The 21431-nt window shown below is 41.9% G+C and carries 35 protein-coding genes and 1 tRNA gene; 28 read left to right on the forward strand and 8 right to left on the reverse strand.

Annotation, left to right across the window (positions count from 1 at the left end; translation table 11 throughout):
* Positions 1-90 precede the first annotated feature (90 nt).
* The 6 genes from H8Z79_RS03360 to H8Z79_RS03385 form a co-directional block, all read right to left on the reverse strand.
* Positions 91-1296: a tyrosine-type recombinase/integrase gene (locus tag H8Z79_RS03360; protein WP_187002675.1), complete on the reverse strand. Its 1206-nt coding sequence runs from the start codon at positions 1294-1296 to the stop codon at positions 91-93.
* A gap of 490 nt (positions 1297-1786) precedes the next feature.
* Positions 1787-2071, reverse strand: coding sequence for a hypothetical protein (locus tag H8Z79_RS03365; RefSeq protein WP_187002676.1), 285 nt, complete (start codon positions 2069-2071; stop codon positions 1787-1789).
* A gap of 29 nt (positions 2072-2100) precedes the next feature.
* On the reverse strand, positions 2101-2565 hold the full coding sequence (locus H8Z79_RS03370; protein WP_187002677.1) for a hypothetical protein: 465 nt from the start codon (positions 2563-2565) through the stop codon (positions 2101-2103).
* A gap of 13 nt (positions 2566-2578) precedes the next feature.
* The gene (locus H8Z79_RS03375; protein WP_187002678.1) at positions 2579-2806 is read right to left on the reverse strand and encodes a type II toxin-antitoxin system MqsA family antitoxin; all 228 of its coding nucleotides are present in this window, start codon (positions 2804-2806) and stop codon (positions 2579-2581) included.
* A 193-nt stretch (positions 2807-2999) separates the two neighbouring features.
* A complete protein-coding gene (locus tag H8Z79_RS03380) occupies positions 3000-3383 on the reverse strand; it encodes a PBECR3 domain-containing polyvalent protein (RefSeq protein WP_187002679.1) in 384 nt (127 codons plus the stop codon).
* Positions 3374-3871, reverse strand: a complete 498-nt coding sequence (locus H8Z79_RS03385) for a transcriptional regulator (protein WP_187002680.1) — start codon at positions 3869-3871, stop codon at positions 3374-3376. The genes H8Z79_RS03380 and H8Z79_RS03385 overlap by 10 nt, the downstream gene beginning before the upstream one ends.
* Before the next feature lie 162 nt (positions 3872-4033).
* Between H8Z79_RS03385 and H8Z79_RS03390 the strand changes: the two genes are divergently transcribed.
* A complete protein-coding gene (locus H8Z79_RS03390; protein WP_187002681.1) occupies positions 4034-4282 on the forward strand; it encodes a DUF739 family protein in 249 nt (82 codons plus the stop codon).
* Between the two features lie 15 nt (positions 4283-4297).
* Positions 4298-4459, forward strand: coding sequence for a hypothetical protein (locus H8Z79_RS03395; protein WP_187002682.1), 162 nt, complete (start codon positions 4298-4300; stop codon positions 4457-4459).
* On the opposite strand, the gene H8Z79_RS03400 is transcribed toward H8Z79_RS03395, so the two are convergent.
* Positions 4452-4631, reverse strand: coding sequence for a hypothetical protein (locus H8Z79_RS03400; RefSeq protein WP_187002683.1), 180 nt, complete (start codon positions 4629-4631; stop codon positions 4452-4454). The two genes, H8Z79_RS03395 and H8Z79_RS03400, sit on opposite strands and share 8 nt — an antisense overlap.
* 223 nt (positions 4632-4854) lie before the next feature.
* Positions 4855-5385 (reverse strand): hypothetical protein, encoded by a 531-nt coding sequence (locus H8Z79_RS03405; RefSeq protein ID WP_117627707.1) that lies wholly within the window; start codon positions 5383-5385, stop codon positions 4855-4857.
* 308 nt (positions 5386-5693) lie between these two features.
* Here H8Z79_RS03405 and H8Z79_RS03410 point away from each other — a divergent pair, with 308 nt between their 5' ends.
* From H8Z79_RS03410 to H8Z79_RS03535, 26 genes are all read left to right on the forward strand, one after another.
* Positions 5694-5906 (forward strand): helix-turn-helix domain-containing protein, encoded by a 213-nt coding sequence (locus H8Z79_RS03410; protein WP_072523358.1) that lies wholly within the window; start codon positions 5694-5696, stop codon positions 5904-5906.
* Positions 5903-6058, forward strand: coding sequence for a hypothetical protein (locus H8Z79_RS03415; protein WP_187002684.1), 156 nt, complete (start codon positions 5903-5905; stop codon positions 6056-6058). Before H8Z79_RS03410 ends, H8Z79_RS03415 begins: the two co-directional genes overlap by 4 nt.
* Entirely contained in the window at positions 6042-6239 is a 198-nt protein-coding gene (locus tag H8Z79_RS03420) for a hypothetical protein (protein WP_187002685.1), read from the forward strand. The genes H8Z79_RS03415 and H8Z79_RS03420 overlap by 17 nt, the downstream gene beginning before the upstream one ends.
* 174 nt (positions 6240-6413) lie before the next feature.
* A complete protein-coding gene (locus H8Z79_RS03425; RefSeq protein ID WP_187002686.1) occupies positions 6414-7196 on the forward strand; it encodes a rolling circle replication-associated protein in 783 nt (260 codons plus the stop codon).
* A gap of 3 nt (positions 7197-7199) precedes the next feature.
* Positions 7200-7715, forward strand: coding sequence for a hypothetical protein (locus tag H8Z79_RS03430; RefSeq protein WP_187002687.1), 516 nt, complete (start codon positions 7200-7202; stop codon positions 7713-7715).
* A gap of 153 nt (positions 7716-7868) precedes the next feature.
* Positions 7869-8651, forward strand: a complete 783-nt coding sequence (locus H8Z79_RS03435; RefSeq protein WP_187002688.1) for a ParA family protein — start codon at positions 7869-7871, stop codon at positions 8649-8651.
* On the forward strand, positions 8638-10365 hold the full coding sequence (locus H8Z79_RS03440) for a ParB/RepB/Spo0J family partition protein (RefSeq protein WP_187002689.1): 1728 nt from the start codon (positions 8638-8640) through the stop codon (positions 10363-10365). Before H8Z79_RS03435 ends, H8Z79_RS03440 begins: the two co-directional genes overlap by 14 nt.
* Positions 10366-10597: 232 nt before the next feature.
* Entirely contained in the window at positions 10598-10975 is a 378-nt protein-coding gene (locus H8Z79_RS03445; protein ID WP_187002690.1) for a hypothetical protein, read from the forward strand.
* A 136-nt stretch (positions 10976-11111) separates the two neighbouring features.
* Positions 11112-11399, forward strand: coding sequence for a hypothetical protein (locus tag H8Z79_RS03450; protein ID WP_207726309.1), 288 nt, complete (start codon positions 11112-11114; stop codon positions 11397-11399).
* Between the two features lie 14 nt (positions 11400-11413).
* Positions 11414-11581, forward strand: a complete 168-nt coding sequence (locus tag H8Z79_RS03455) for a hypothetical protein (protein ID WP_187002691.1) — start codon at positions 11414-11416, stop codon at positions 11579-11581.
* Positions 11582-11740: 159 nt separating this feature from the next.
* Entirely contained in the window at positions 11741-12229 is a 489-nt protein-coding gene (locus tag H8Z79_RS03460) for a helix-turn-helix domain-containing protein (protein ID WP_187002692.1), read from the forward strand.
* Positions 12210-12407 (forward strand): hypothetical protein, encoded by a 198-nt coding sequence (locus tag H8Z79_RS03465; RefSeq protein WP_072521677.1) that lies wholly within the window; start codon positions 12210-12212, stop codon positions 12405-12407. Before H8Z79_RS03460 ends, H8Z79_RS03465 begins: the two co-directional genes overlap by 20 nt.
* Positions 12385-12726, forward strand: a complete 342-nt coding sequence (locus tag H8Z79_RS03470; protein WP_187002693.1) for a hypothetical protein — start codon at positions 12385-12387, stop codon at positions 12724-12726. The genes H8Z79_RS03465 and H8Z79_RS03470 overlap by 23 nt, the downstream gene beginning before the upstream one ends.
* Entirely contained in the window at positions 12719-13033 is a 315-nt protein-coding gene (locus tag H8Z79_RS03475; RefSeq protein WP_187002694.1) for a hypothetical protein, read from the forward strand. The genes H8Z79_RS03470 and H8Z79_RS03475 overlap by 8 nt, the downstream gene beginning before the upstream one ends.
* Positions 13034-13045: 12 nt before the next feature.
* On the forward strand, positions 13046-13597 hold the full coding sequence (locus H8Z79_RS03480; protein ID WP_187002695.1) for a hypothetical protein: 552 nt from the start codon (positions 13046-13048) through the stop codon (positions 13595-13597).
* Between the two features lie 114 nt (positions 13598-13711).
* Positions 13712-13855: a hypothetical protein gene (locus H8Z79_RS03485; RefSeq protein WP_159431356.1), complete on the forward strand. Its 144-nt coding sequence runs from the start codon at positions 13712-13714 to the stop codon at positions 13853-13855.
* The gene (locus tag H8Z79_RS03490) at positions 13842-14117 is read left to right on the forward strand and encodes a hypothetical protein (RefSeq protein ID WP_072521673.1); all 276 of its coding nucleotides are present in this window, start codon (positions 13842-13844) and stop codon (positions 14115-14117) included. The genes H8Z79_RS03485 and H8Z79_RS03490 overlap by 14 nt, the downstream gene beginning before the upstream one ends.
* 103 nt (positions 14118-14220) lie before the next feature.
* Positions 14221-14412: a hypothetical protein gene (locus H8Z79_RS03495; protein ID WP_187002696.1), complete on the forward strand. Its 192-nt coding sequence runs from the start codon at positions 14221-14223 to the stop codon at positions 14410-14412.
* Positions 14413-14416: 4 nt separating this feature from the next.
* Complete coding sequence (locus H8Z79_RS03500; protein ID WP_187002697.1) at positions 14417-14839, forward strand: RNA polymerase subunit sigma-70; 423 nt, start codon at positions 14417-14419, stop codon at positions 14837-14839.
* Between the two features lie 171 nt (positions 14840-15010).
* A tRNA-Val gene (locus tag H8Z79_RS03505) sits at positions 15011-15083 on the forward strand.
* Between the two features lie 207 nt (positions 15084-15290).
* Positions 15291-15470: a type II toxin-antitoxin system HicA family toxin gene (locus H8Z79_RS03510; protein WP_187002698.1), complete on the forward strand. Its 180-nt coding sequence runs from the start codon at positions 15291-15293 to the stop codon at positions 15468-15470.
* 61 nt (positions 15471-15531) lie between these two features.
* A complete protein-coding gene (locus tag H8Z79_RS03515) occupies positions 15532-15933 on the forward strand; it encodes a type II toxin-antitoxin system HicB family antitoxin (protein ID WP_072521669.1) in 402 nt (133 codons plus the stop codon).
* 224 nt (positions 15934-16157) lie between these two features.
* Entirely contained in the window at positions 16158-17024 is an 867-nt protein-coding gene (locus H8Z79_RS03520; protein WP_225876902.1) for a terminase small subunit, read from the forward strand.
* Positions 17008-18387, forward strand: a complete 1380-nt coding sequence (locus H8Z79_RS03525) for a PBSX family phage terminase large subunit (protein WP_187002699.1) — start codon at positions 17008-17010, stop codon at positions 18385-18387. The genes H8Z79_RS03520 and H8Z79_RS03525 overlap by 17 nt, the downstream gene beginning before the upstream one ends.
* A 5-nt stretch (positions 18388-18392) precedes the next feature.
* On the forward strand, positions 18393-19760 hold the full coding sequence (locus H8Z79_RS03530; protein WP_187002700.1) for a phage portal protein: 1368 nt from the start codon (positions 18393-18395) through the stop codon (positions 19758-19760).
* Positions 19757-21427, forward strand: coding sequence for a phage minor capsid protein (locus H8Z79_RS03535; RefSeq protein ID WP_187002701.1), 1671 nt, complete (start codon positions 19757-19759; stop codon positions 21425-21427). Before H8Z79_RS03530 ends, H8Z79_RS03535 begins: the two co-directional genes overlap by 4 nt.
* Positions 21428-21431 lie beyond the last annotated feature (4 nt).

Here is a 21431-nt window from a genome sequence, read left to right on the forward strand (position 1 = left end):
AGTATTTATGCGACTTTCCGGCATTTCTTAAAGTGAAAAATACGGTTTTGCCTACCGTTTGCCTACCATTTTTTCAGATGGTAGGCAATTTTACTTTATGGCAGCCTCAAAAAGTGCTACAGCTTCATCCTGCATTTTTTCTGTATTGTAGACATAACGTTCCATTGTGACTTTAATATTTTTGTGTCCGAGACGTTCCATAATGGTCTTCGGGGAAGCTCCGTTTTCTGCAAGGATCGTTCCGTGAGTGTGACGTAGACTATGAGGATGAAAAGCGGTATACCCCAGTTTGTGTTTGATAATTCTGGTACAGTACTTAATGCTTTCGGTAGTCAGCATTTCGCCATTCTCTTTTGTCAGAGGCCACACTTCTCTGTAGTCTGGAGGAACGTCCTGATTTGCAGGAACACAGTGCAGATGCAAAGAATTATCAACATAAGTTCTTGTGTAGTATTCCCCATATCTTAACCGATTCATTTTCATAACGGTAATCTCTGACTTCAACAATGCTTCGAGAGTGGGACCTATTTTTAGCTTCCGGAAAGAATCATATTTCGGATTCTTATAGATCCATTGTTTGTCCTCTTTCTGCAGCTGACGGTTGACAGAAATCGTGTGTCGGCGGAAGTCTACATCACGCTGCAGATCCAGCCCGAAACACTCTCCAATACGCATACCGGTGTGGTAGCAGATCATAAGAGGCAGATAGTAGCAGGTACCGTTGAAATAGTCGACGATATCTGACCATGCCTCACTACTGCACACATACTCCCTGTGCTCTCTCTGATCCTGAGTAACCGGAACGCTGGGGACACGAGTGTAAGAGCAGGGATTTTGGCGAAGAAACTGGCATGGATATACTGCATACTTCAATGCTCCGGAGAGCACGCCACGATAATTGGCAATACTCTGCTCGGATAATCCTTTTACTTTTAGCGAATCAACCCATTGCTGGATGGAAGCAGGAGAAAGTGCAGAAAGTTTATAGTTTCCCAATACTGGTTTAATATGTAACTTAACAGCAGATGCATAAGCATCGTATGTGTTGTATGTCATATTAGTCTTGACATTACCATCCAGCCAGAAATCCAGATAATCAGAGAGAGACATCTCTGATGTTTTAAATATAATACCGGCCTGATCATACTCGGCTTTTGCCTTGGTGCCTGCAGCAAGCGCTTCTGCTTTCGTTCGGAATCCTGCTTTGGAAATTGATTTGCGTTTTCCTTTAATCCGCGCGCCTTCAAAGCTGTATTCCCAGCTTTTTCCACGTTTTCTTGTTCTTAATTCTCCCACAATATCACCTTCCTTTTGATTTTGGGTACAAAAATAACAGCCACACAAATGTTTGGGTTGTGCACTGTTTCCGAAGATGATACAATATCTTTGCAAAATGTGGTATCTCTTCGGAGATCAGAATCGTCCTGGTGCGCCAACACTGGGGCGATTTTTTTATATATTAACATAAAAAGTAAAAGACACCCGAGCAATTACTTGCACGAGTGCCTTTCAACCATAATCAATATGGTTCTCTCCGTACAAGTATATTACTACAGTGATATAAATATTGCAAATTTTATAAGGTATTTTTTACATGTTTTAAGTAGTTTTTTACCACTTATATTAGATTATTTTCATCTGATGCATTTTGTATGTCCTGACTGGTGTCCGGTCAGGACGAGCCGTCCTGGTGCTGGTAACACTGGGGCGGTTTTTTTTATTGCTTTTATTTATTTTTTATAAGTGATACAATTGCCAAAAGTGCGTTGATCAAGCACCAAGTAGCTCATATGTACAAATCTGAATAACTTCCAGCTAATCCATAGCCTAATAATGCACCGATGCCGAAAAGAACAATAAGAGCAATATTGCCGCCCTTGCCGCCTTTACGTGTTGCAATAGATACAATTCCGCCCGCTAAAAGCATAATCGCAACAATGATACCAGCGGAACCACCGACTTCTCCGGTCTCACCAAGAGTGTTGCCGATTCCTACAGCGTAGGATTGAAATGCAACCATAATAAATAATACGATTGACAAAATCCCTGATACAAGTTTCCATGTTTTCATAAAGAATTCCTCCTTCATATTGTTTTTTATCATTCAACAGCAATAAACTTCATCACTGCAAATGGTTCAAAATTTATCATATAATTATCAACTGCCGTATACTGACCATATTTTGCATGATAGCAATCTATAGCAGCTTGCAGATATTCTTCCGTCACATCCAGACACTCAGCCATTTCGTAAAGATTTTGACAGCCTTCCTCGTAGCCTCTGATCAGACCGGCAAGCCCCACTTTTAAGTTGTAACCATACAATCTTGCACGGTATTCCTGTTTGCGATTCATGATATCTTTCTGATCCAGAATGTTACCGGAAGTAGTGTAGTGGTGTCCAAGTTCCTCTGCCAGGACACAGGACTTCTCGGCCTGTGTTTCTATATCTTTTCGGATTGCTATCCGATTCCCCCTGAGCAGACCGTCATGATCTGTCAGAGGATGTTCTTTTACTGCCAGACCTTCCTGATCGGCAGCAGTCAGTAACTGTTCGTAGTTCAACGGGATCCTCCCCTTAAGCGCTCTGTTTATAATCAACGACTGCAATTTCTGCCAGTATACCCTTTACTTTTTGAATAATCTCTTCAATTCGTTCAAGGGTTTCGCCATTTAAATATTCTTCACCACACTGAGAACATTTTTCGCAGGGCACGTTTTTGATAATAATATAGCAGCCTTGATAATCAGTCATATAAGTGGTTGTAGAAGTTTCAACGTCACCTTTGCAATAAAAACAAGTCACTCCACATTTTCCTTTCTGATGCAAATAACAATAAAAAAAGGTGTTGCCATGATGACAACACCTTCATAGTAATCCAAGTAACAAGATGGGCGGCGTATCCATCATCTCAGGTACTCTTACGAGTGTGTCGGGAGCCTTTCCGACCTTTGCTACTTGATTATTATTCTATGTCATCATTATAAACAGATATTCATTATTTGTCAAATTTTTTTAACCGACCATTCTCAATTCCATGCTGCAGTTTTCCAGATGTAATAGTGTGCAAAGTGGCAACGTAAAGATAATCTTCGGTTACATCAAGCTTTATGCCTATTTGCACATTTTCACTCATTATTTTTACCAGTTCAAAACTTGTGCCTTTTTCATTAGGATTTACACCAATATAGTCAGGAGATTCAATAATTGAGGACAGAAAAGATAAATATGGAAGACACTCAGGATGTCTTTTTTCGATATGCCTTTTTAAACCTTCTGACTGATATATGGAATTATGCTTTAAAGGAGCAGGAAGATATTTATTAAATTCAGGATTATAAGGTGCGGTTACGAATATGTTTGCCTTCATTTCTACTCCCATAAAGAATCATCATTCATAATATCAATATCGTGCTGCACACCCTCCGGTGTCTGTTCTACGTCTGTACGGGCATGGGCGGCGAGAACGTCATCTTCCATCTGCTGGGTGGAGAGGAGGTTCTTGGAGTAGGTAAGGACTTTTTTCTTATTTGGGTGGTCGAGCTGGGAATAAATATCGTTCAGTTGCTGCTGATCGGAGGGAAGCGGATCGGGGGCAGCACAGGATTCTTCCTTATTGGATATTCTTTCCATAGGGACATCAAAACCCATGAGCCATGCTTCATTTACGTTTAATGCGTTTCCAAGAATAAAAAGTTTTTCTTGATTAGGCTCTGTTTTTCCAGAACAATACTGGCTAATATCGGACTTATTCATTTTTACTTCATACTTCTTACAATAAGGAATAGTCAGATTAAGAATATCAACTTGTCTAAGCCCTCGAATATTCATTATTGTTTTTAAACGAATTGCAGTGTTTTCTCTATTCATGGCTTTCTCCTTTTCATAATCGAAATATAACATATATTATACAAAAGTTCAACAGTAAAAACCTAAAAAGTTAAAAATATTGAATCTAAGTGTTGACATGTGACAAACGGGATGATATTATACAGATAGTTCAAATATTTGAACTTGAAAGGAGGTATAGAGTTGTCATTTGACTACAATAAACTGCGAGGAAGAATTGTGGAAATCTTTAGTACTCAATCCAATTTCGCAAGTGCGATGGGATGGTCGGAACGAACGTTGTCATTAAAGATGAATGGAGCAAGATCGTGGAAGCAGACAGATATTTGCAAAGCGATACAGCTTTTACAACTTACTATAGAGGATATTCCGGCATATTTTTTTACACCAAAAGTTCAAAGAATTGAACTAGAGCATAAAGAATCAGCATAGGAGGTGAGAGGAAACATGAAAAAATTGTTGATTTTTTTTCTTTTGCGAAGAAGAAAAGAATACTTCGGCATAGTTCGATTTAGAAGAAAAAATTACAAGATAGTTATCGAGGAATTTGTTCCTGCGTCCAAATGGGTCAATGAGGCCCTGCACAAAGCAGAGCCTGAAATTAAATAGGAATATCTTTTAAGCGAGGTACAGAAGTTTCCATTTTTTTAATAATGCTTTTGTAAAGCTTTATGTCGGATTTGACCATGGATGCAGGTTTGATAGCTTCTAATTTTTCTAACTCTTTTTTTAGAGTTCCATAAAGAAAAACTAATTCGGCGTTGGATAATTCTAATTCCATGTAACGCCCTCCTTTCTCAAATACTCGGGTACGTCACTACCCTGTAATGCAAGAATAGGAGAAACACAAGTAAAAGTCAACAATCCAAAGCATAAAGAATCAGCTTAGGAGGTGAGACAGATAGAGGAAAAGATACTAAAAATATGCATGAAATTATTCTGGCCAGTACTAATTGCATGGATACTTTGTGTACTGGCCAAGATAATGGTTGATTTAGGTCTGATTACATAAGACGTTCGGAAATTTCCTGTAATGGATATGAAATAGCATGGTATTCCTTGTCCACCAAACGAGGTTTTACTAATTTTCCATAATTAGCAACTGCTATTTCAAAATGTTCTGAGTAATGCTTTTTACCGGAATGATAATGAATATCAAAAACCGCAGCACCGCCCTTATATTCATATAGCTTGAAAGGTGCAAAGAATTTTTGACCGGGTGCTATTGAATTCCCAGAAAGACCATCAAAGATGGTTGAAATATCAGCAAGTGATTTTGGATGATTTTGTATAACGTCATTATATGTAAGCGAATCAATAAAGGCGGAAGATGCACCAAAATTCTTAACAACAAAATAGCCAGTTGGTTCTCCGCATTGTATGTAATCAAAATAAATACATACATAAGGTCGACTGGAATTTTCAATCATTTTATTATTTTGACGCAAAGTTATTACAACTGTAACGATGGAAATGACAGCCAAAATAAAGGAAAGCACAGAGAGCACAATATTTACTTTTGTTGATAAATCCATGAAATTTTCTCCTTTCTTTAGACTCAGGCATGGCAGTGCCCTGTACTTACAGGATAGGAGTGAACGTGAGGAATGTCAACTCATTTTGCTGAATCATCAAATTGCTGAGATAAGTACAAAAGATACAGCTGGTAAAGACTCAAATGTTCGGGCTTAGCTTGAACTTCAAGAGATTCATCATTAATTAAAATTTCTAACATAGGCGATTGCTCCTTTCATATTTGCTTAAAGCATAACCGATATCAGGTGGAACAGCAAGAAAAGGAGTTCGAAATTTATCGACCAAAAAGGAAAGAGAGGTGAGAGATATGGTAGAACCATACAAACCATTATACACGGCAAAGCAGGCAGCGCAAATTCTGCTCATCAATGTATCTACAGTCTATGAGCTGATGAATACCGGACAGCTTCCATACCTGATTTTGGGAAAGGGTAATGGAACCAGAAAGATTCGGGGAAGTGATCTGGAAAGATTCATTGAAACCCAGAAACCAGCAGAACCACAAGGAGAAACAGCATGAGAAAGATATGGATCATAAGATTCTCTGACGGAACGATCGGCTCCTGCTACGGCACCCGATCAGGAGCCGCGGAGATAGCAGAACTCCGGAAAGAAGATTATGGAGGATCCTACACAATAGAAGGAGGTGAAAACGATGGTGAGAGAGCTTAACATTTCTTTGATCACGGGGATTATCGTAGGAAATCTCCCGATATGGCAATGGGATACCAGAACAGGATGCGTGATCGGAATTTTTACGATCGCGGGAATTGTATGCGGAATAATCCTGTGGCTGGAGGATAAGAAGACAAAGAAAAAGAACCCCACAGCGGCAACTGTAAAGGTTCAGTAATTAAATGGTGCTGTATGAAATAACAACTATAGTTAGTATATCATACAGCGCCTGAAAGTCAAGATGCAGGCAGGAACCACCTGCTATATTTTTGACCTTTTTTGAGATCCACAGAGGTATCGAGTACCTCTTGGGGGCTCGATTAAGCGTATTAGACTTACGACAGAGGTGTATATGAGATACAAGGCGCTATGCGGATATATCAGACAGAGATGGGACTGTGGAGACACAGTAGAGATCGAAGAAAAGCATACCGGAAAGTATGGAGCAGCAGGTCAGATCAGACAGAAAAGAAGGAAAGCCACTCCAGAAGAGATTGCGAAGCATAACCAGTGGAAGCGCGAACGCGATGTTCGAAGACTGATCAAGTGGAACTTCCGCGAAAGGGATTACTGGATCACCCTCACCTATCCCAAAGGTTATAAACCTACATGGGAAGAAATGAAGGATCATGCCGGTAAACTGGTGAGAAAGATCAGAGAAAAATATAAAAAACAGGGATGGATCCTGAAATACATATACCGTCTTGCAATCGGATCCAGAGGTGGCCGACACATCCACATCCTGATCAACCGTGAAGCCAATGAAAAAACGGCTACAGATCTGATAATTACAGATCTTTGGGAACAACAGTGGGGACACGGACATGTCAATTTCCGTACTCTCTACAGCGAGGGCGGATACAGACAGCTTGCCATCTACATTACAAAACCTCTGGAGAAGTGGGAGTCAGAAGAGCTTAAGAGATACCACCCGTCCAGAAACCTCATCCGCAAGGATCCTGAGACAAAAGAAATTAAAAGAAGGAGCCTTGTTGATCGCGACGGTAAACCACGTCCGCCAAAAGCACCAAAAGGTTATTACGTGGATCCGGAAAGCATCGAGACAGGGAAGAACCCAGTAACCGGCTATGCGTACCGGCATTACACATTGGTAAAAATCAAGAAGAAGGAATAAAGAATGTGGAAAGTTGACATATACCTGGAAACGGACAGTACTTTTCAGGGAAAACGAGAAAGAAAATGTGGATATGTCCTTGCAACCATGGTGAAAAATGAGGAAAAGACAAAGGAAAATTTCGGAAAATCGAACGGAACATACCACCAGTCCGTCCTTGTGACACTTGCAGAAGCTCTTTCACGCATGAACGTTTCTTCTGAAATCTGTGTACACACACAGGATGGCTATGTAGCAAGCCGCATTCCGAAGCTGGAAGAAATGGCAGGAGAAGGATGGAGAGATGGAAAAGGAGAACTGATCAAAAATGCTGTTGAATGGGAACAGATCTACCGGCTAGTTCACGCCTTTCCGGATCCACACAAAATGGCTGCAAGATCTGAGAAACACAGTTACTCCACATGGTTACAGGAGATGATGAAGAAAGATGGATGTAAAAGAATTATCGGAACAGGCCTGGAGTCTGAGACCAGACCAGAATCCGGCAACAATGGAGTTTCTGGGAATGTCTGTCCGTAATGGAGTGAGATATAGATACTACAGAGATGAAGGAGGTGCAATATTGTATGACAGCGAACCAGAGGAAGGAAAACCGGAGTGGATGATTCTCGCTGATAAAGCGGCAAGAAGACGACATGGTATCTACAACTAAGAAAAAAAGGGGAAATATGTATGAGAACAATAGCAATTATTAACTTAAAAGGCGGTGTGGCAAAGACTACATCAAGCATCAATATTGCTTATATCCTTACTACACGGGGATACAAGGTACTTTTGGTGGATAACGACAAGCAGGGAGACTGCAGCAGGGGATTGAACCGCCGCACCTCAGATGGGGACGGTATTGACCGAATTATGACAGACCGACATCCGGATATGCAGAGTTTGATCCGCAACACAGATTATGTGGGATTAGATATTATTACGGCGAATCTCGGACTTTTGACCGCAAACATGGAAGTGACCATGGACCGTGTAAGACCGCAGCAGAACAGATTGAAAAAAGCACTGCAGCAGGTAGCAGACCGGTATGATTTCTGTGTAGTGGACAATGCTCCGGATATCAACATTTCGGTTATTAATGCACTGACTGCCGCGAATGACGTTCTGATTCCGGTCGAGGTGGACGATAATACACTGGAAGGCATGAATGAACTTCTGGAGCAGATTCAGGAAGTTAAGGAAGAACTGAATCCGGATCTGCAGAACGTAAAATGTTTTATATCTAAATTCCAGAAATTCAACGAAGCACATAAACAGGGAGCAGAGATTATACGGGAACAGTATCCGACAATGCAGACTTTGATCAGAGCATCTGCAGTAGTGGCCAGAAGTACATTTGCACGTACACCGGTTGCACTGCACAGTCCACGATCGGCGGCAGCAGAAGACTATGAGAAACTTGTAACTGAGTATCTGGATATGATCGGAGGCGTACAGGATGGCGAAATTTGACCTCAAAGGGATGCTTTCAGAACGATCTACACAGGAAATGGACCTGCCGGAGCAGAAGACGGTATACCGTAATCCGGAAGATCTGATCCCGTCAAAAGATAACTTCTACAGCACCGAAGACACCGAGAAGCTAAAACAGTCCATTAAGGTACTGGGAATCTTGCAACCACTCCTGATCGAGGAAAGGGATGGCAAAGATTATATTTTGGCTGGACATTCCAGAAGAAAATGCTGTCTTGAGCTGATTGAGGAGGGGATGGACCGCTTCCGGAAAGTCCCGTGTGTATACAAACCTAAGATCGAGCTGAGCACGGCATCTGAAGAAGATGAGATCATCCGGAAGATCATTATCATCCAGTCCAATACCTACCGTGAGAAAACTGACTGGGAGAAAATGACGGAAGCACTGCAGATGGAAGAGCTGGTCAAGGAACTCCGTGAAAAAACAGATCTTGAGGGCAAGACCAGAGAGATTGTATCTGACCTGATAGGAGTCTCATCTACCCAGATTGGAAGGTATCACAGCATCAGCAATAACCTGTCTGAACGGCTCGCGGACGCATTCAGACAGAACAAGCTGAATATTTCCACAGCAGCAGAGCTTGCCGGACTGAATGAGAAATATCAGACGAAAGCCTGTGAACTGTTAGAAAATGCCGGACAGCTTGCTTTGAACGATGCAAAACTCCTGAAAGCACAGCAGGAACAGGAAAGAAACATTCCTGGCCAATTAACCATAGAGCAGGCGCTGCATCCGCATAAACCGGAAGAAGTCAACACAGTCATTCCGGTAGATATCCAGATTGACCGGTTCTACGAATCCTTACGGAAAAACATAGAGACCTATGTTCGGAAATCAGATCTGAATATGACTACATACATGCTCAGTGCCCTGTACGGAACAGTACGTGTCCGAAACGGACACCTGAACTATCAGGGAAGCAAGGAAGGGATCATCTTCAATGCCGGCTCTGATCAGGAAGAACTGATAAGCTGGACAGATTTCTCAAAGAAGCTGATCGAGAAATACGGAAAGAAACAGAAACCGGTCAGGATGGTAGCAGTAGACGAACCGGAAGAAAAAGGCCCTGCAAAATGTATTACGGGAAAATCTCAATCTGGAATCTGCGGAGCTGCGGCCTATTGCGACACGGCGCATAAATGCTGTGCTCAGTGCCCGGATGATTGCAATATTCGATGCGGATGGTTAGAAGAACGCTGCCAAGCGGCAGCAGGAGTACCGGACAACCAGCAGCAGGACGATTTTGCTGAAGCCACCAAAATCGAGGAACATATTGTTGAGAATAACAAAATGTCTGACCATGCCGGCGATATTGCCGAGATGGTATCAGCAGATAGTTCTGAAACATCGATACAGCCACCATTGCCAGTTATGAAAAATAATGATCAGCGAAAAGAATGGCTGAGAAAATATAAAGAATGGGGACTGTGGTACACAGATGAACATATCGGAGCGAGGTACTACAAATATGATTTTGAAAACGGCACGCGTCTGATCGTAGAAGAATATGATCCGGAACCGGTTCACAACAGTCCGTGGGTATCAAACGAACCGTACTACATGCATCTTGTAGGCGGACCTGAACCGGAAAGAAATAACGGAATACCGAAATGGACGTATCATTCAAAATACAACAAGTATCCGAACAGCGAAACAGAACTTGTAGAGTTTCTGAAAGGAGTACAGAAATGAAGATTAAATGCACGGAATGTGAGCATCTGATAATGCATCACAGATCAGGAGGGACTTATTCTTCGTACGGACGGGGCGAATATTACTGCGAACATCCGGTTTCTGAAAGACTTCCAGCAAAGACTTTCGGAAACAGAGCAAAATGCTTTGTATGTTTTGGGACAAATGAACGAGAAACCAGACCAACAATAAAAACAGCTCCCCGGTGGTGCCCAGAGAAAGGGAAAAAGAAATGAGAAGAACGAGAACGGACGAAATTGTTGAGAATATGGCGAATTACATCTGCGATCACATATGCCAAAAACCGAAAGAGATAACAGATCGGGAGAAACTGGAAGATTACTGTGCGGAAGAATGCGAGATGGGAAAACATTTCTGTAATATCCTGAATCAGTACAATGAGATCAACAATTTTAAAGAAAGCGAACTGTACAAAATAATGAACAAGTACCAGAAGATTACTCTTTGTAAAGAGTGCAAATACAGGGCATATGAGAAAGAAACAGATTTGACATGGTGCCGATTGAGAAATGGTTTGGATGGAGCGCTGGAAGAAACTGACGGATGCAGCAGAGGAGTAAAGGTGTCCGAATCGGACACCTCAAAATAACGGGTGCAATCTAAAATCCATATACAACACACCGGGGGAGGTACCTGTATACCTCTCCCAAAGAAAGGAAACACAATGGATCAGGAAGGATTATTATTTCCGAAATCCGGAACAAAGAAAAAAACGAAAGAAACATATGAAAAGTATTCTTCCCGGAGATCAGCCCGGTATCTGTTATCTCTGCGGCAGCAGGCAACGGATAGAAGATCATCACATCTTCTTCGGCACGGGCAGCCGAACGAAATCGGAAGAAAAAGGCATGAAAGTACATCTGTGTGCAGAATGTCACCGCGAAGGACCAGAAGCAGTACACAGATACCGTGAAGCTGATCTGTATCTGAAAAGAACAGCACAGAGACAATTCGAAAAGAATCATACCCGGCAGCAGTTCCGGGAGATCTTCGGTAAGAGTTATTTAGAATAGATTGGAGTGAGAGAATGGAAAACAAAACATGTAAAACCTGCAGGGACAACGACGATGGTCTCTGCGACCGAAAAGGCATCCTGATAGAAGATGATGATACCTGTGACCACCACAGGAAGAACTGGAAAGATGCGATGCTGAAACAGTTCTTCCGGAACGATGAAAGGAGCGGAATACGATGATAATAACAGTATTAGAGGCGTTAAAACTAATTATCTTACTGTTGATAATTATATATGCAATCCTTGCCGCGTGCGGAGCTGCAAAACGAAAAGATATTGCAGCTACAATCGTGTGGTGTACACTCTGGATCACATGCGTAATAGGACTGAGGTAGATATATGTACAAAGACACAATCACAAAAGAAATTGTGCAGAAATGCATAGATCAGGGTATGACACAGACGGAGATGGCAGTCAGGCTCGACGCATCGTTTGAAACAGTCCACCGTCTGCTAAAGCAATATAACCTGAAACCGGCTTATAACCATGATACCGGGAAATACGACGAAGAGAAGATGAAGCGGTGCCTGCAGCAGGGAATGACCGCAAAAGAAATAGCACAGGCATTTGGTGTGATCAGCACCACGGTTTCCAGATGGAAGAAGAAATACAATCTGGATATCCCACCAACACCGAGAACACCACGCAAGAAGAAAGTCACAGATTGCAGAACTTGTATCTACCGGGCACGCGGGGAGAACTTGCCGTATAAATGTAATTATCTGGAAATAGCCGGGCATACCCGGAACATGGGACAACCGGAAGAAATCTGTTCGAAATACGAAAAGGGAAAGAGAGGAAGAAGAAGTGGAAAAAGAAAAGTTTGATACCTGCAAACATGCAAAAAGAACCGGAAACTTTGCAGTATACACAAAACCCACCTGCAAACAGGCAACCATGATCCGCGGCCAGCTGGTAGTCAGCAAAGCCAGATGCCTGAAATGCGAACTGTGGGAACCAAAGAAGACAAGGAGGAAGAAAGATGCTGATCAGAAGCCAGAATAAAGAAGTATTGACAAATCTTAATGCTTTGGCAGGCATTGAGATTGCAGAAGGACCTGTAAAAACAGTTATAACATCATATATCACTGGATGCAGTTATCTGCTTGGAGAATACAGTAACAAGCAAAAAGCTGCAAAGGTACTGGATATGCTCCAGAAAGCCCACGCAGAATATGAAATGCTTCGGGGCATGTCAACAGGAATGGGAGGAATTATGGTCACATATAACACAAAGATGATTGTTAACGAATTAGAAAAAGAAATTCAGGAGAAAACCATTTTCCAAATGCCAGAAGACAGCGAGGTGGAAATAAATGATTAAAGGAAAAGCTAAACTGGAGTTCGGAACAGGCGATATCAGAATGACGGGAGCTCTTAGCAACAACATCGGAGCTTTGTGCTGCATTACACAGCCACCACATGAAATAGGTGAGAAAGTACCGGTAGAGGATGAATGGGATCCAGTTCAGGCAGAAGTAATCCTGACATTCTCCAGAACAGAGAGTATTGATGCTCTTATAGCAGAACTACAGGATGTAAAAGCAATGATGAACGGAATCTACCCGCTCGAAAAGGGAAGAATCAGAGAACAGAATCTGGATTTCGACACGTTTATGCACAGACCTTAAGTGAGAATAGATATGAATAGAAGAGAGACGACAAAGATGTTATGCGAACTTCTAGAAAGACAGTATTTCTCCGGCATGGGGAAATACTGGGCGAAAGAAGTGAGCATTGATCCATGGGCGGCAAAAGGAAAGCCCAAAAGAGTAGATTACATGCAGTTCATTCCGGCAAATCAATGTTCTGTATCAGCAATAGAAAAGGGGATTTTCGTTTGCTATGAAATTAAAAGCTGTAAAGAAGACTTCTATAGTGGGAACGGGCTGAATTTTCTTGGTGAAAAGAATTACATAGTAACTACGATGCAGTGCTATAAAGAACTTCTGGAAGACATGCGGAACGGGAAGTTCTGGAAACATATACACGAGAACTTTCCAGAATCAGCTACACACGTCGGAGTGATGGTCGCGGTCCCGGAATATACAACGGCAGCAGATGAATTTGAATCACCTACTCCGATTAATACAGACAAGAAGTGGAAACTTGCAGTCGTGATGCCGTGTCATTATGGATTACGGAAGAAATCGATGATAGAGCTGTTATTTTGCATGCTGAGAAGCGGACATTGAGGAAAAAGCTAAAGAAATCACTAAAGTACAAGCGCCAAAAGACATTAATTACAATAACTGTGATTGTGAAGTAGATAATATAACGGTGTAGTCTAGTTTTAAGGAGAACTGAATATGGGATATTGCAAAATCGAATGCCCGGACGGAAAAACAGAGTGCTGTATTCACTGTGAGAGACAGGAAGGTTGCGATAACCGGTGCGACATGATGGACCGTTATGAATATGCGGAGGAGTGTGAGGAATATGAAACTGATTGATGCTGATTTATTAATCGAATCTATTCAGGCAACATTGAATATGGGAAGGGAGAGTTTTCCAGCATGTTTATTTTGCGAAGTCATTGACGAACAGCCGACAGTATTCGATACAGATAGGATTGTAGAACAACTTAAAGAGAACGCTTTTATGGTCGCTACAAGCAAAGAATTTTATTCTAATCCGCAAAACGGAGAACATGTAGAAGAAGTGATAAAATTAGAAGAGGCAATCAAAATCGCGGAAGGCGGTGGAACAGGATGAAACGTTTGATACACTGGATATTTAAGTCACGAAAGAAACAATGCAGACATTGCTGTATGACATGCAGGTATTGGGACATGTGTGTAAAGGATGAAAGTGAATAGTGATGACATACAAGAACCATGAAGGCTATCCGGATCCAACACAGGGAAAGGCCATCAAGGCAGCAGGACACATGCCAACGCATATTTATAATGCTTTTACAGTCCTGAACAATACTGCCGGCCTTTTGGGTTTGGAGATAACAGGGATCAGAGATAAGAAAACAAAAAAGGAATGGAAACGGGGAGGCTGACAACGTGGATAAGAGAATTCTGGAAGAATACATAGATGCATGCGAGGTGATCAGAGAGACAGAGGCAGAGATCCGGAAGCTGGAAGACAAAAAGAGTATCACTGCAAATGAGACAGTATCTGGAAGCAATCCAGAATTTCCCTATAACCCACAGCACTTCAAGGTACAGGGAACGACATATTCTTATGCAGATGACAGCAGGCTCAGGGCAAAGAAAGAGATCTTGAGAAAGAAGAAAGAGAAAGCTGAAGAACTGAAACTGCAGGTGGAAGTATGGATGATATCAATCCCGTTCCGGATGCAGCGGATCATAAAATACAAGATATTCGAGGATATGACGTGGCAGCAGGTAGCGGACCGGATGGGAAGAAAGACCACAGAAGCAAGTGTAAAGATGGAATTTAAAAGATTTTTTGAAAAAAAATAAAGTTTGTTACGAATGTTACTTATGTTACGATTTAATGTGATAATATGTATCATGAACGAATTGGGAATAACCAATGCGTTCCATACGTACTTTCCCATATACGTACCATTATCCCTAAGGGAAAAGGTTATTGCTTATCCTGATGACTGCCGTGCGGTCCGAAAAGCATACCGGAACATAGCTCAGCAGGTAGAGCAACTGGCTTACGTCCAGCGTGTCGGTGGTTCAAGCCCATCTGTTCCGATCACGTGAGGGAAGCGCGTGAATACAGGTTTTCATAATAGTATCTCCTTAAAGAAGCGGAGCTGGCAGCAGTTTCGCTTTTGAATATTCAGGTGTCCAATTCGGACACCTTTTTATAAAATGTGTATAATGCGTATAAAAAACTTGACAGTGCGCATAGTGCGTATTATAATATAAACATAGAACAACAGAAAGGAGCACTGTTAAGATGCGGTTCAGAGAACTCGAAAAGATTTTACTGGCGGATGGATGGTATCAAGTAGCTCAGAAGGGTTCGCACCATCAATACAAACATCTGACTAAGCCAGGGAAGGTAACGATACCCGAACATGGCGGTGATATACATATGGATACAGTAAAATCAATTAAGCGTCAGGCTGGAATATAAAATCCAGCCGCGCTAATAATATATCTTAACATGATCCTAAATGAGAAGAGGAGGAGCAACAATGAAACTTATTTATCCGGCGGTCTTTTATCCGTTTTCAGACGGATCAGGAGGCTACACTGTAGAATTTCCAGATCTACCCGGATGCGTCACGGAGGGGAATGACCTTGAAGAGGCTTTTGAAATGGCCATTGATGCGGCAAGCGGATGGGTACTTGACGAGTTAGAAGAAGGTAATGAGATTCCTAAAGCATCTGCATATGCAGATGTAAAACCACGTGAAAACGGGCAGGTAAATATCGTATTGCTTGATATGGACAAATATGCAGAGCAGTATGGTGAAAAAGCAGTGAGAAAAAATGTAACTATTCCGGCATGGTTAAATACTTTTGCCGAAAAAAGAAAGATTAATTTTTCACAGGTATTACAGGAGGCTATTTTAGCAAAAACACAGAAAGCGTAAAAAAACATATTGAAACAAGAGAGGCACCCTTCGGGGTGCTTTTCTAATGCCAATTTTCGTACAGCGTGCACAGCACCAGCGCATACATACTTTAGGCATGGATTCACTGTATGTAAGTGTTCGCACCTCATTTCGTCACGGTAGCAATCGGCTGTCGTGTATGGTGCTGGCAGGACTGTATTTTAACAATTATCAAAAACGAAATGAATGAGAGGTGGTGAGGGTTGAATGAAAAGGTAAGAGCCCCCAATAGTGATCTCGCATATGTAGATTACTGCAAGGGAATGAAATATAAAGAAATTGCCGAGAAATACGGTGTAACAATAAATACAGTAAAGTCCTGGAAAACCAGATACAAATGGTCGAAAGATGACAAAAAAAGTGTGCACACAAAAAATGAAAAAGTGTGCACACAAAAATCTGAAAAGAAAAAGCCTGCTGAAGACGAAGTTGAGTCCGTGATAGAAAATCCGGATCTGAACGATAAACAGCGGCTTTTTTGTATATATTACACACGCTGTTTCAATACTACAAAAGCATATCAGAAAGCATATGGAGTGGATTATCCAACAGCAGTAGCTAACGCATACCGAATGATGGAAAATGATGGAATAAAAAAAGAAATTATTCGCCTAAAGCAGAATCGTTTTAACAGAGAACTTCTTACCGAGTCAGACATCTTTCAGAAGTACATGGATATTGCATTTTCCGATATTACAGATTACGTGAAATTCGGAACGGAGAAAGTTCCCGTGATGACTATGTACGGACCTGCACAGATAAAAGACCCAAAGACAGGAAAAAAGAAGACACTCATGGAAACTGTAAATACAATCCGCTTCAAGGATTCGACAGAAGTGGACGGAACTATCATAGCCGAGGTAAAACATGGAAAGAACGGATCAAGCATTAAACTTGCCGATCGGATGAAAGCTTTACAGTGGCTATCTGACCATATGGACATGGGAACAGAGGAACAGCGCGCCCGGATTGCACAGATGAGAGCACAGACGGACAAAATTACCGGAAACAATCAGGAGATTGAAAATTTGGATGACATAGAGGACGAGATCTATGGCAGCAGCGAATAGATTTACCAAAAAGAAAACTATTTTATATCGTTTTTCTGAGAAACATAAGGAATATATCCGCAGATGTAAGGAGTGTTCCTATAACGTGGCAGAAGGCGCAGTTCGAGCTGGTAAGACGGTCGATAATGTATTCGCTTTTGCACATGAGTTAAAGACTACACCAGACAAGATCCACCTTGCAACAGGGTCTACGATGGCGAACGCAAAAATGAACATTGGTGATTGCAATGGAATGGGACTTGAATGGATATTCCGCGGTCAGAGCCATTGGGGAAAATACAAGGACAATGAAGCACTATTCATCAAAGGGCCGGCAACGCACAACAAACAGAAGATTGTGATCTTTGCCGGAGGAGCTAAAGAGGACAGTTACAAGAAAATCCGTGGTAACTCTTATGGCATGTGGATTGCTACCGAGATCAATCTTCACCACGACAATACCATCAAAGAAGCATTTAACCGACAACTGGCAGCTAAGCACTTGAAAGTATTCTGGGATCTTAACCCGGATAATCCGAGAGCTGCTATTTACTCAGAATACATTGACAGATACCAGCGGCAGCAGGAAGAAGGGAACTTCCCTGGCGGCTATAATTACATGCACTGTACTATCTATGACAACATTAACATCACCTCGGAACGTCTGAAAGAAATAGAAAGCAGATATGATGTCAACTCTATCTGGTATATGCGCGACATCAAAGGAATGCGTGTTGTGGCAAATGGTCTGATTTTTCGCAGATTTGCAGATGATATCAGTACCAAGAAATTTGGCTTTGCATTAAAAGAGAAACCAAAAGATATCATGGAGATCAATCTCGGCATTGACTTCGGTGGTTCTGGATCAGGGCATTCTTTTACTGCCACAGCAATTACGAGGGGATTTCAGATGGTTGTGCCTTTGGCATCTGAGTGGATCAGCTGTAAAGATGAGAATGGCAATCCCTTGGAGATAGATCCGGATATGTTGGGAAAGATGTTTTGTAATTTTGTACAGAAGATACTAGGCCGGTACGGATATGTGACTGTAGTTTATGCAGATAGTGCAGAGCAGACTTTGATCGCAGGAATACGTAGTAGTCTTAGAAAAAATGGCCTTGGATGGATAAGAGTGGAAAATGCGTTAAAAACGGAAATTAACGATCGTATTAACGCAACTTCAATCCTTATGTCGCAAGGCCGTTTCGCTTATATGGACGGTGAGTGCGATAGCCTTGTAACAGCACTGTGCACAGCAGTCTGGGATCCGAAAGAACTGACAAAGAATGTAAGACTCGATGATGGAACCAGTGACATTGACTCACTAGATAGTTATGAATATACGTTTGAGCGGCTGATCAGTCAGCTCATCAGGTACGGGTGATTAATATGAATTATACAAATATGTATCAGGCATTGCGTAAAATCCTGGACAAGGATGAGCAGATCGATTATGCAATGAGTGGGAGAACAGCAGAACATATTGAAATGTGGTCTGCACTATATAAAGATAAAGCACCATGGCTCAACGAAAATACACAGAGCGCGGGAATTGCGGCAGCAGTGGCAGGCGAGATTGCACGATTGACTGTACTGGAAGTAAAAAGCGAGGTATCCGGGAGCACGAAAGCCTCATACATTGATAGGGTGTACCAGAAAGTAATTGAAAAACTAAGGATTCAGGTTGAATATGCAGATGCAAAAGGCGGTCTGATCTTTAAGCCTTACGTAACTATGAATGGTATTTCTATCCAGTACATACAGGCAGACAATTTCTTTCCGTTAGAATTTGATACCGAAACAATCACAAGATGCGCGTTTTTGGATCAGTTCCGTCGGAATAATGAAATATACAGCAGAATAGAAGTACATACATTAAAAGATGGACTTCTAAATATTCGTAATAAAGCTTTTGTTTCCAGAACAGATGGAATGATCGGAACAGAGATACCGGTTAATTCGGTGCCGAAATGGTCGGATCTCGCACAGGAAATAACATTTTCCGGGGTGGAAAAGCTACCGTTTGGATATTTCAGAGTACCACTTGGAAACAATCAGGATTCAGAAAGTCCGCTTGGAGCATCAGTGTTTTCACGAGCTGTGGAACATATACAGGAAGCTGACAGAAGATATTCTCAAATCAACTGGGAATATGGAAGCAAAGAATCTGCAGTTCATATTGCACGAAGCTTACTGGGAACAAATCAGAGCACGGGCGAACCGATCTACCCAGCTGGCAAAAAGAGACTGTACCGGGCAGTTGAATATAATGCCGGTGCTGTTGACAAGCCTCTCATGGATATCTTTTCGCCAGACATCAGAGATAAATCGTATTTCAATGGGTGGAACCATCTAATGAGGATGATTGAATTTGAATGCAATCTGGCTTATGGAACGATTTCGGATCCGAATAACACGGATAAGACTGCGGAAGAGATAAAGGCAAGCAAACAACGGTCCTATTCTTTCGTACAGAGCTGCCAGACGGCGTTGCAACATGCCCTGGAGGATTTAGTAGATGCAATTGCATTCTGGTGCGATATCTACCATTTGTGCCCGTCTGGAACATATCAGACTTCCTTCGACTGGGATGATTCTATTGTGACAGATGTGGAATCTGAACGACAGTCAGACAGACAGGACGTTTCCATGGGAGTAATGCCGCTTTGGGAATATCGGAAGAAGTGGTACGGGGAAACCGAGGAACAGGCAAAGGCAGCAGTTCAACAGGTGGAAGATAACACGGTGATTGAATGACACAGGGAGAAATTGAAAAGCTGACAGTCAAAACGGAAAATATCTTTTCTGAGCTGGAAGTGAGGATCATGTCTGACATTGTTCGGCGAATAAAAGAAAACGGAGTGTCTACAGCTACTGCAGACTGGCAGATCAGCAGATTACAACAGCTTGGAATGGCGAAAGAGGAGGTTACAGCATGGATTCAGAAAGCGTTGGAAGCATCAGACAAAGAGATGGACTGCATCTTTTCGGACGAAACGTATAAAGAATATTACGGACATGCTCGGGCATACCGTATAGCGGACTTTCAACAGATACCATTTGACCAGAACACGTTTTTGCAGAGCTTGATAGAAACAACAAAGCAGCAGCTGATGAGTGAGTATCAAAATATAACCGGCTCTATGGGCTTTGCAATCAAGAATCCGGCAACCGGAAAGATAAGGTCATCTCCGTTATTGGATTATTATAGATCCACATTGGACAATGCAGTGATGGATATCCAGTCTGGAGCGTTTGACTATAATACAGTTCTGAACCGGACGATTACGGAGATGACAAGATCGGGCATCCGGTACATAGAATATGATTCGGGACACCGGGATAGAGTAAATGTGGCAGTCAGAAGGGCAGTCCTCACTGGATTCAGGCAGGTGCAGGGAAAGATTAATGAACAGGTGGCTGCAGATCTCAATACAGATCAGTATGAAGTCAGTTATCACGTTGGAGCGAGACCTACACATCAGCCGTGGCAGGGACGCGTATGGACGATGCAGCAGTTAATCACAGTATGTGGACTCGGAGAAATAACAGGACTGAAGGGAATTAACTGTTACCATGACTATAAACCATTTCCTCCGGGATCAATAAGAACTTATACAGACGAACAGCTTACACGGATGCTAAAAGAGGAGAACACACCGAAAGAATACAACGGAAAGCAGTACACCACATATGAAGCACTGCAACAGCAACGGAAGATGGAACGCAATATGCGTGCACAGCGCCAGAAGATAAAACTTCTTCAGGAAGGCGACGCAGATCCGGAAGATATCATTCTCGCAAAAGCAAAGTATCGGGGACAGATGCAGACTTATAAAGATTTTTCTGAGAAAATGAAGCTTCCGGAACAGAAACAACGCATTATGCAGGATGGCCTGAGAGGCAGGTTTATGCCGACAAAAGCTGAAAACGCAAAGGCAGAACAAATAACACAGGAGAAAATAGCAGAACAGGAAAGGCAAGCACATAAATCGAGGTTTTCAGAACATTTTACTGAGTTTAACAATGGACAAAAAGATGTTATTACTACAAGAAGGCTGATGAACAATCTGAATAAGTCTAATGTTGGACGAGAGACTGTAAAGTACATTTCAGAACATCCAGAACTGAAAATCAAAATGTGTTACAAAGTTGACACGCCCGAAAATACATTTGGAATGCAAATCAAAGATAATATTTATATCTATGCAACTAAAACTGCTACAGTCCAAAAGACGGCAGAAACTCTTGTACATGAAGTTACGCATCACAGATATGATATTGGCGGAAACCAATGGTCTGAATGCGTTTGTAGGGCACAGGAAATAAAGCACCGAAAAGATGTTGACAAATTGACCGGTGAAGAGCTGCGTGATATAATTAAATCAGTGAAGAGGGATTATCCGGATTATAAATGGAGGTAGCTAT

This window comes from Blautia intestinalis, from assembly GCF_014297355.1.
Lineage (GTDB): Bacteria > Bacillota > Clostridia > Lachnospirales > Lachnospiraceae > Blautia_A > Blautia_A intestinalis.

What these genes read in the sequence shown, in the direction of transcription:
- H8Z79_RS03365 (WP_187002676.1), bottom strand. Translation starts at nt 2,071, where the DNA reads ATGAAAACATGGAAACTTGTATCAGGGATTTTGTCAATCGTATTATTT.
- H8Z79_RS03380 (WP_187002679.1), bottom strand. Translation starts at nt 3,383, where the DNA reads ATGGGAGTAGAAATGAAGGCAAACATATTCGTAACCGCACCTTATAAT.
- H8Z79_RS03385 (WP_187002680.1), bottom strand. Translation starts at nt 3,871, where the DNA reads ATGAATAGAGAAAACACTGCAATTCGTTTAAAAACAATAATGAATATT.
- H8Z79_RS03395 (WP_187002682.1), top strand. Translation starts at nt 4,298, where the DNA reads ATGAAAAAATTGTTGATTTTTTTTCTTTTGCGAAGAAGAAAAGAATAC.
- H8Z79_RS03400 (WP_187002683.1), bottom strand. Translation starts at nt 4,631, where the DNA reads ATGGAATTAGAATTATCCAACGCCGAATTAGTTTTTCTTTATGGAACT.
- H8Z79_RS03405 (WP_117627707.1), bottom strand. Translation starts at nt 5,385, where the DNA reads ATGGATTTATCAACAAAAGTAAATATTGTGCTCTCTGTGCTTTCCTTT.
- H8Z79_RS03410 (WP_072523358.1), top strand. Translation starts at nt 5,694, where the DNA reads ATGGTAGAACCATACAAACCATTATACACGGCAAAGCAGGCAGCGCAA.
- H8Z79_RS03415 (WP_187002684.1), top strand. Translation starts at nt 5,903, where the DNA reads ATGAGAAAGATATGGATCATAAGATTCTCTGACGGAACGATCGGCTCC.
- H8Z79_RS03420 (WP_187002685.1), top strand. Translation starts at nt 6,042, where the DNA reads ATGGTGAGAGAGCTTAACATTTCTTTGATCACGGGGATTATCGTAGGA.
- H8Z79_RS03425 (WP_187002686.1), top strand. Translation starts at nt 6,414, where the DNA reads ATGAGATACAAGGCGCTATGCGGATATATCAGACAGAGATGGGACTGT.
- H8Z79_RS03430 (WP_187002687.1), top strand. Translation starts at nt 7,200, where the DNA reads ATGTGGAAAGTTGACATATACCTGGAAACGGACAGTACTTTTCAGGGA.
- H8Z79_RS03435 (WP_187002688.1), top strand. Translation starts at nt 7,869, where the DNA reads ATGAGAACAATAGCAATTATTAACTTAAAAGGCGGTGTGGCAAAGACT.
- H8Z79_RS03440 (WP_187002689.1), top strand. Translation starts at nt 8,638, where the DNA reads ATGGCGAAATTTGACCTCAAAGGGATGCTTTCAGAACGATCTACACAG.
- H8Z79_RS03445 (WP_187002690.1), top strand. Translation starts at nt 10,598, where the DNA reads ATGAGAAGAACGAGAACGGACGAAATTGTTGAGAATATGGCGAATTAC.
- H8Z79_RS03450 (WP_207726309.1), top strand. Translation starts at nt 11,112, where the DNA reads ATGAAAAGTATTCTTCCCGGAGATCAGCCCGGTATCTGTTATCTCTGC.
- H8Z79_RS03455 (WP_187002691.1), top strand. Translation starts at nt 11,414, where the DNA reads ATGGAAAACAAAACATGTAAAACCTGCAGGGACAACGACGATGGTCTC.
- H8Z79_RS03460 (WP_187002692.1), top strand. Translation starts at nt 11,741, where the DNA reads ATGTACAAAGACACAATCACAAAAGAAATTGTGCAGAAATGCATAGAT.
- H8Z79_RS03470 (WP_187002693.1), top strand. Translation starts at nt 12,385, where the DNA reads ATGCTGATCAGAAGCCAGAATAAAGAAGTATTGACAAATCTTAATGCT.
- H8Z79_RS03475 (WP_187002694.1), top strand. Translation starts at nt 12,719, where the DNA reads ATGATTAAAGGAAAAGCTAAACTGGAGTTCGGAACAGGCGATATCAGA.
- H8Z79_RS03480 (WP_187002695.1), top strand. Translation starts at nt 13,046, where the DNA reads ATGAATAGAAGAGAGACGACAAAGATGTTATGCGAACTTCTAGAAAGA.
- H8Z79_RS03485 (WP_159431356.1), top strand. Translation starts at nt 13,712, where the DNA reads ATGGGATATTGCAAAATCGAATGCCCGGACGGAAAAACAGAGTGCTGT.
- H8Z79_RS03490 (WP_072521673.1), top strand. Translation starts at nt 13,842, where the DNA reads ATGAAACTGATTGATGCTGATTTATTAATCGAATCTATTCAGGCAACA.
- H8Z79_RS03510 (WP_187002698.1), top strand. Translation starts at nt 15,291, where the DNA reads ATGCGGTTCAGAGAACTCGAAAAGATTTTACTGGCGGATGGATGGTAT.
- H8Z79_RS03515 (WP_072521669.1), top strand. Translation starts at nt 15,532, where the DNA reads ATGAAACTTATTTATCCGGCGGTCTTTTATCCGTTTTCAGACGGATCA.
- H8Z79_RS03525 (WP_187002699.1), top strand. Translation starts at nt 17,008, where the DNA reads ATGGCAGCAGCGAATAGATTTACCAAAAAGAAAACTATTTTATATCGT.
- H8Z79_RS03530 (WP_187002700.1), top strand. Translation starts at nt 18,393, where the DNA reads ATGAATTATACAAATATGTATCAGGCATTGCGTAAAATCCTGGACAAG.
- H8Z79_RS03535 (WP_187002701.1), top strand. Translation starts at nt 19,757, where the DNA reads ATGACACAGGGAGAAATTGAAAAGCTGACAGTCAAAACGGAAAATATC.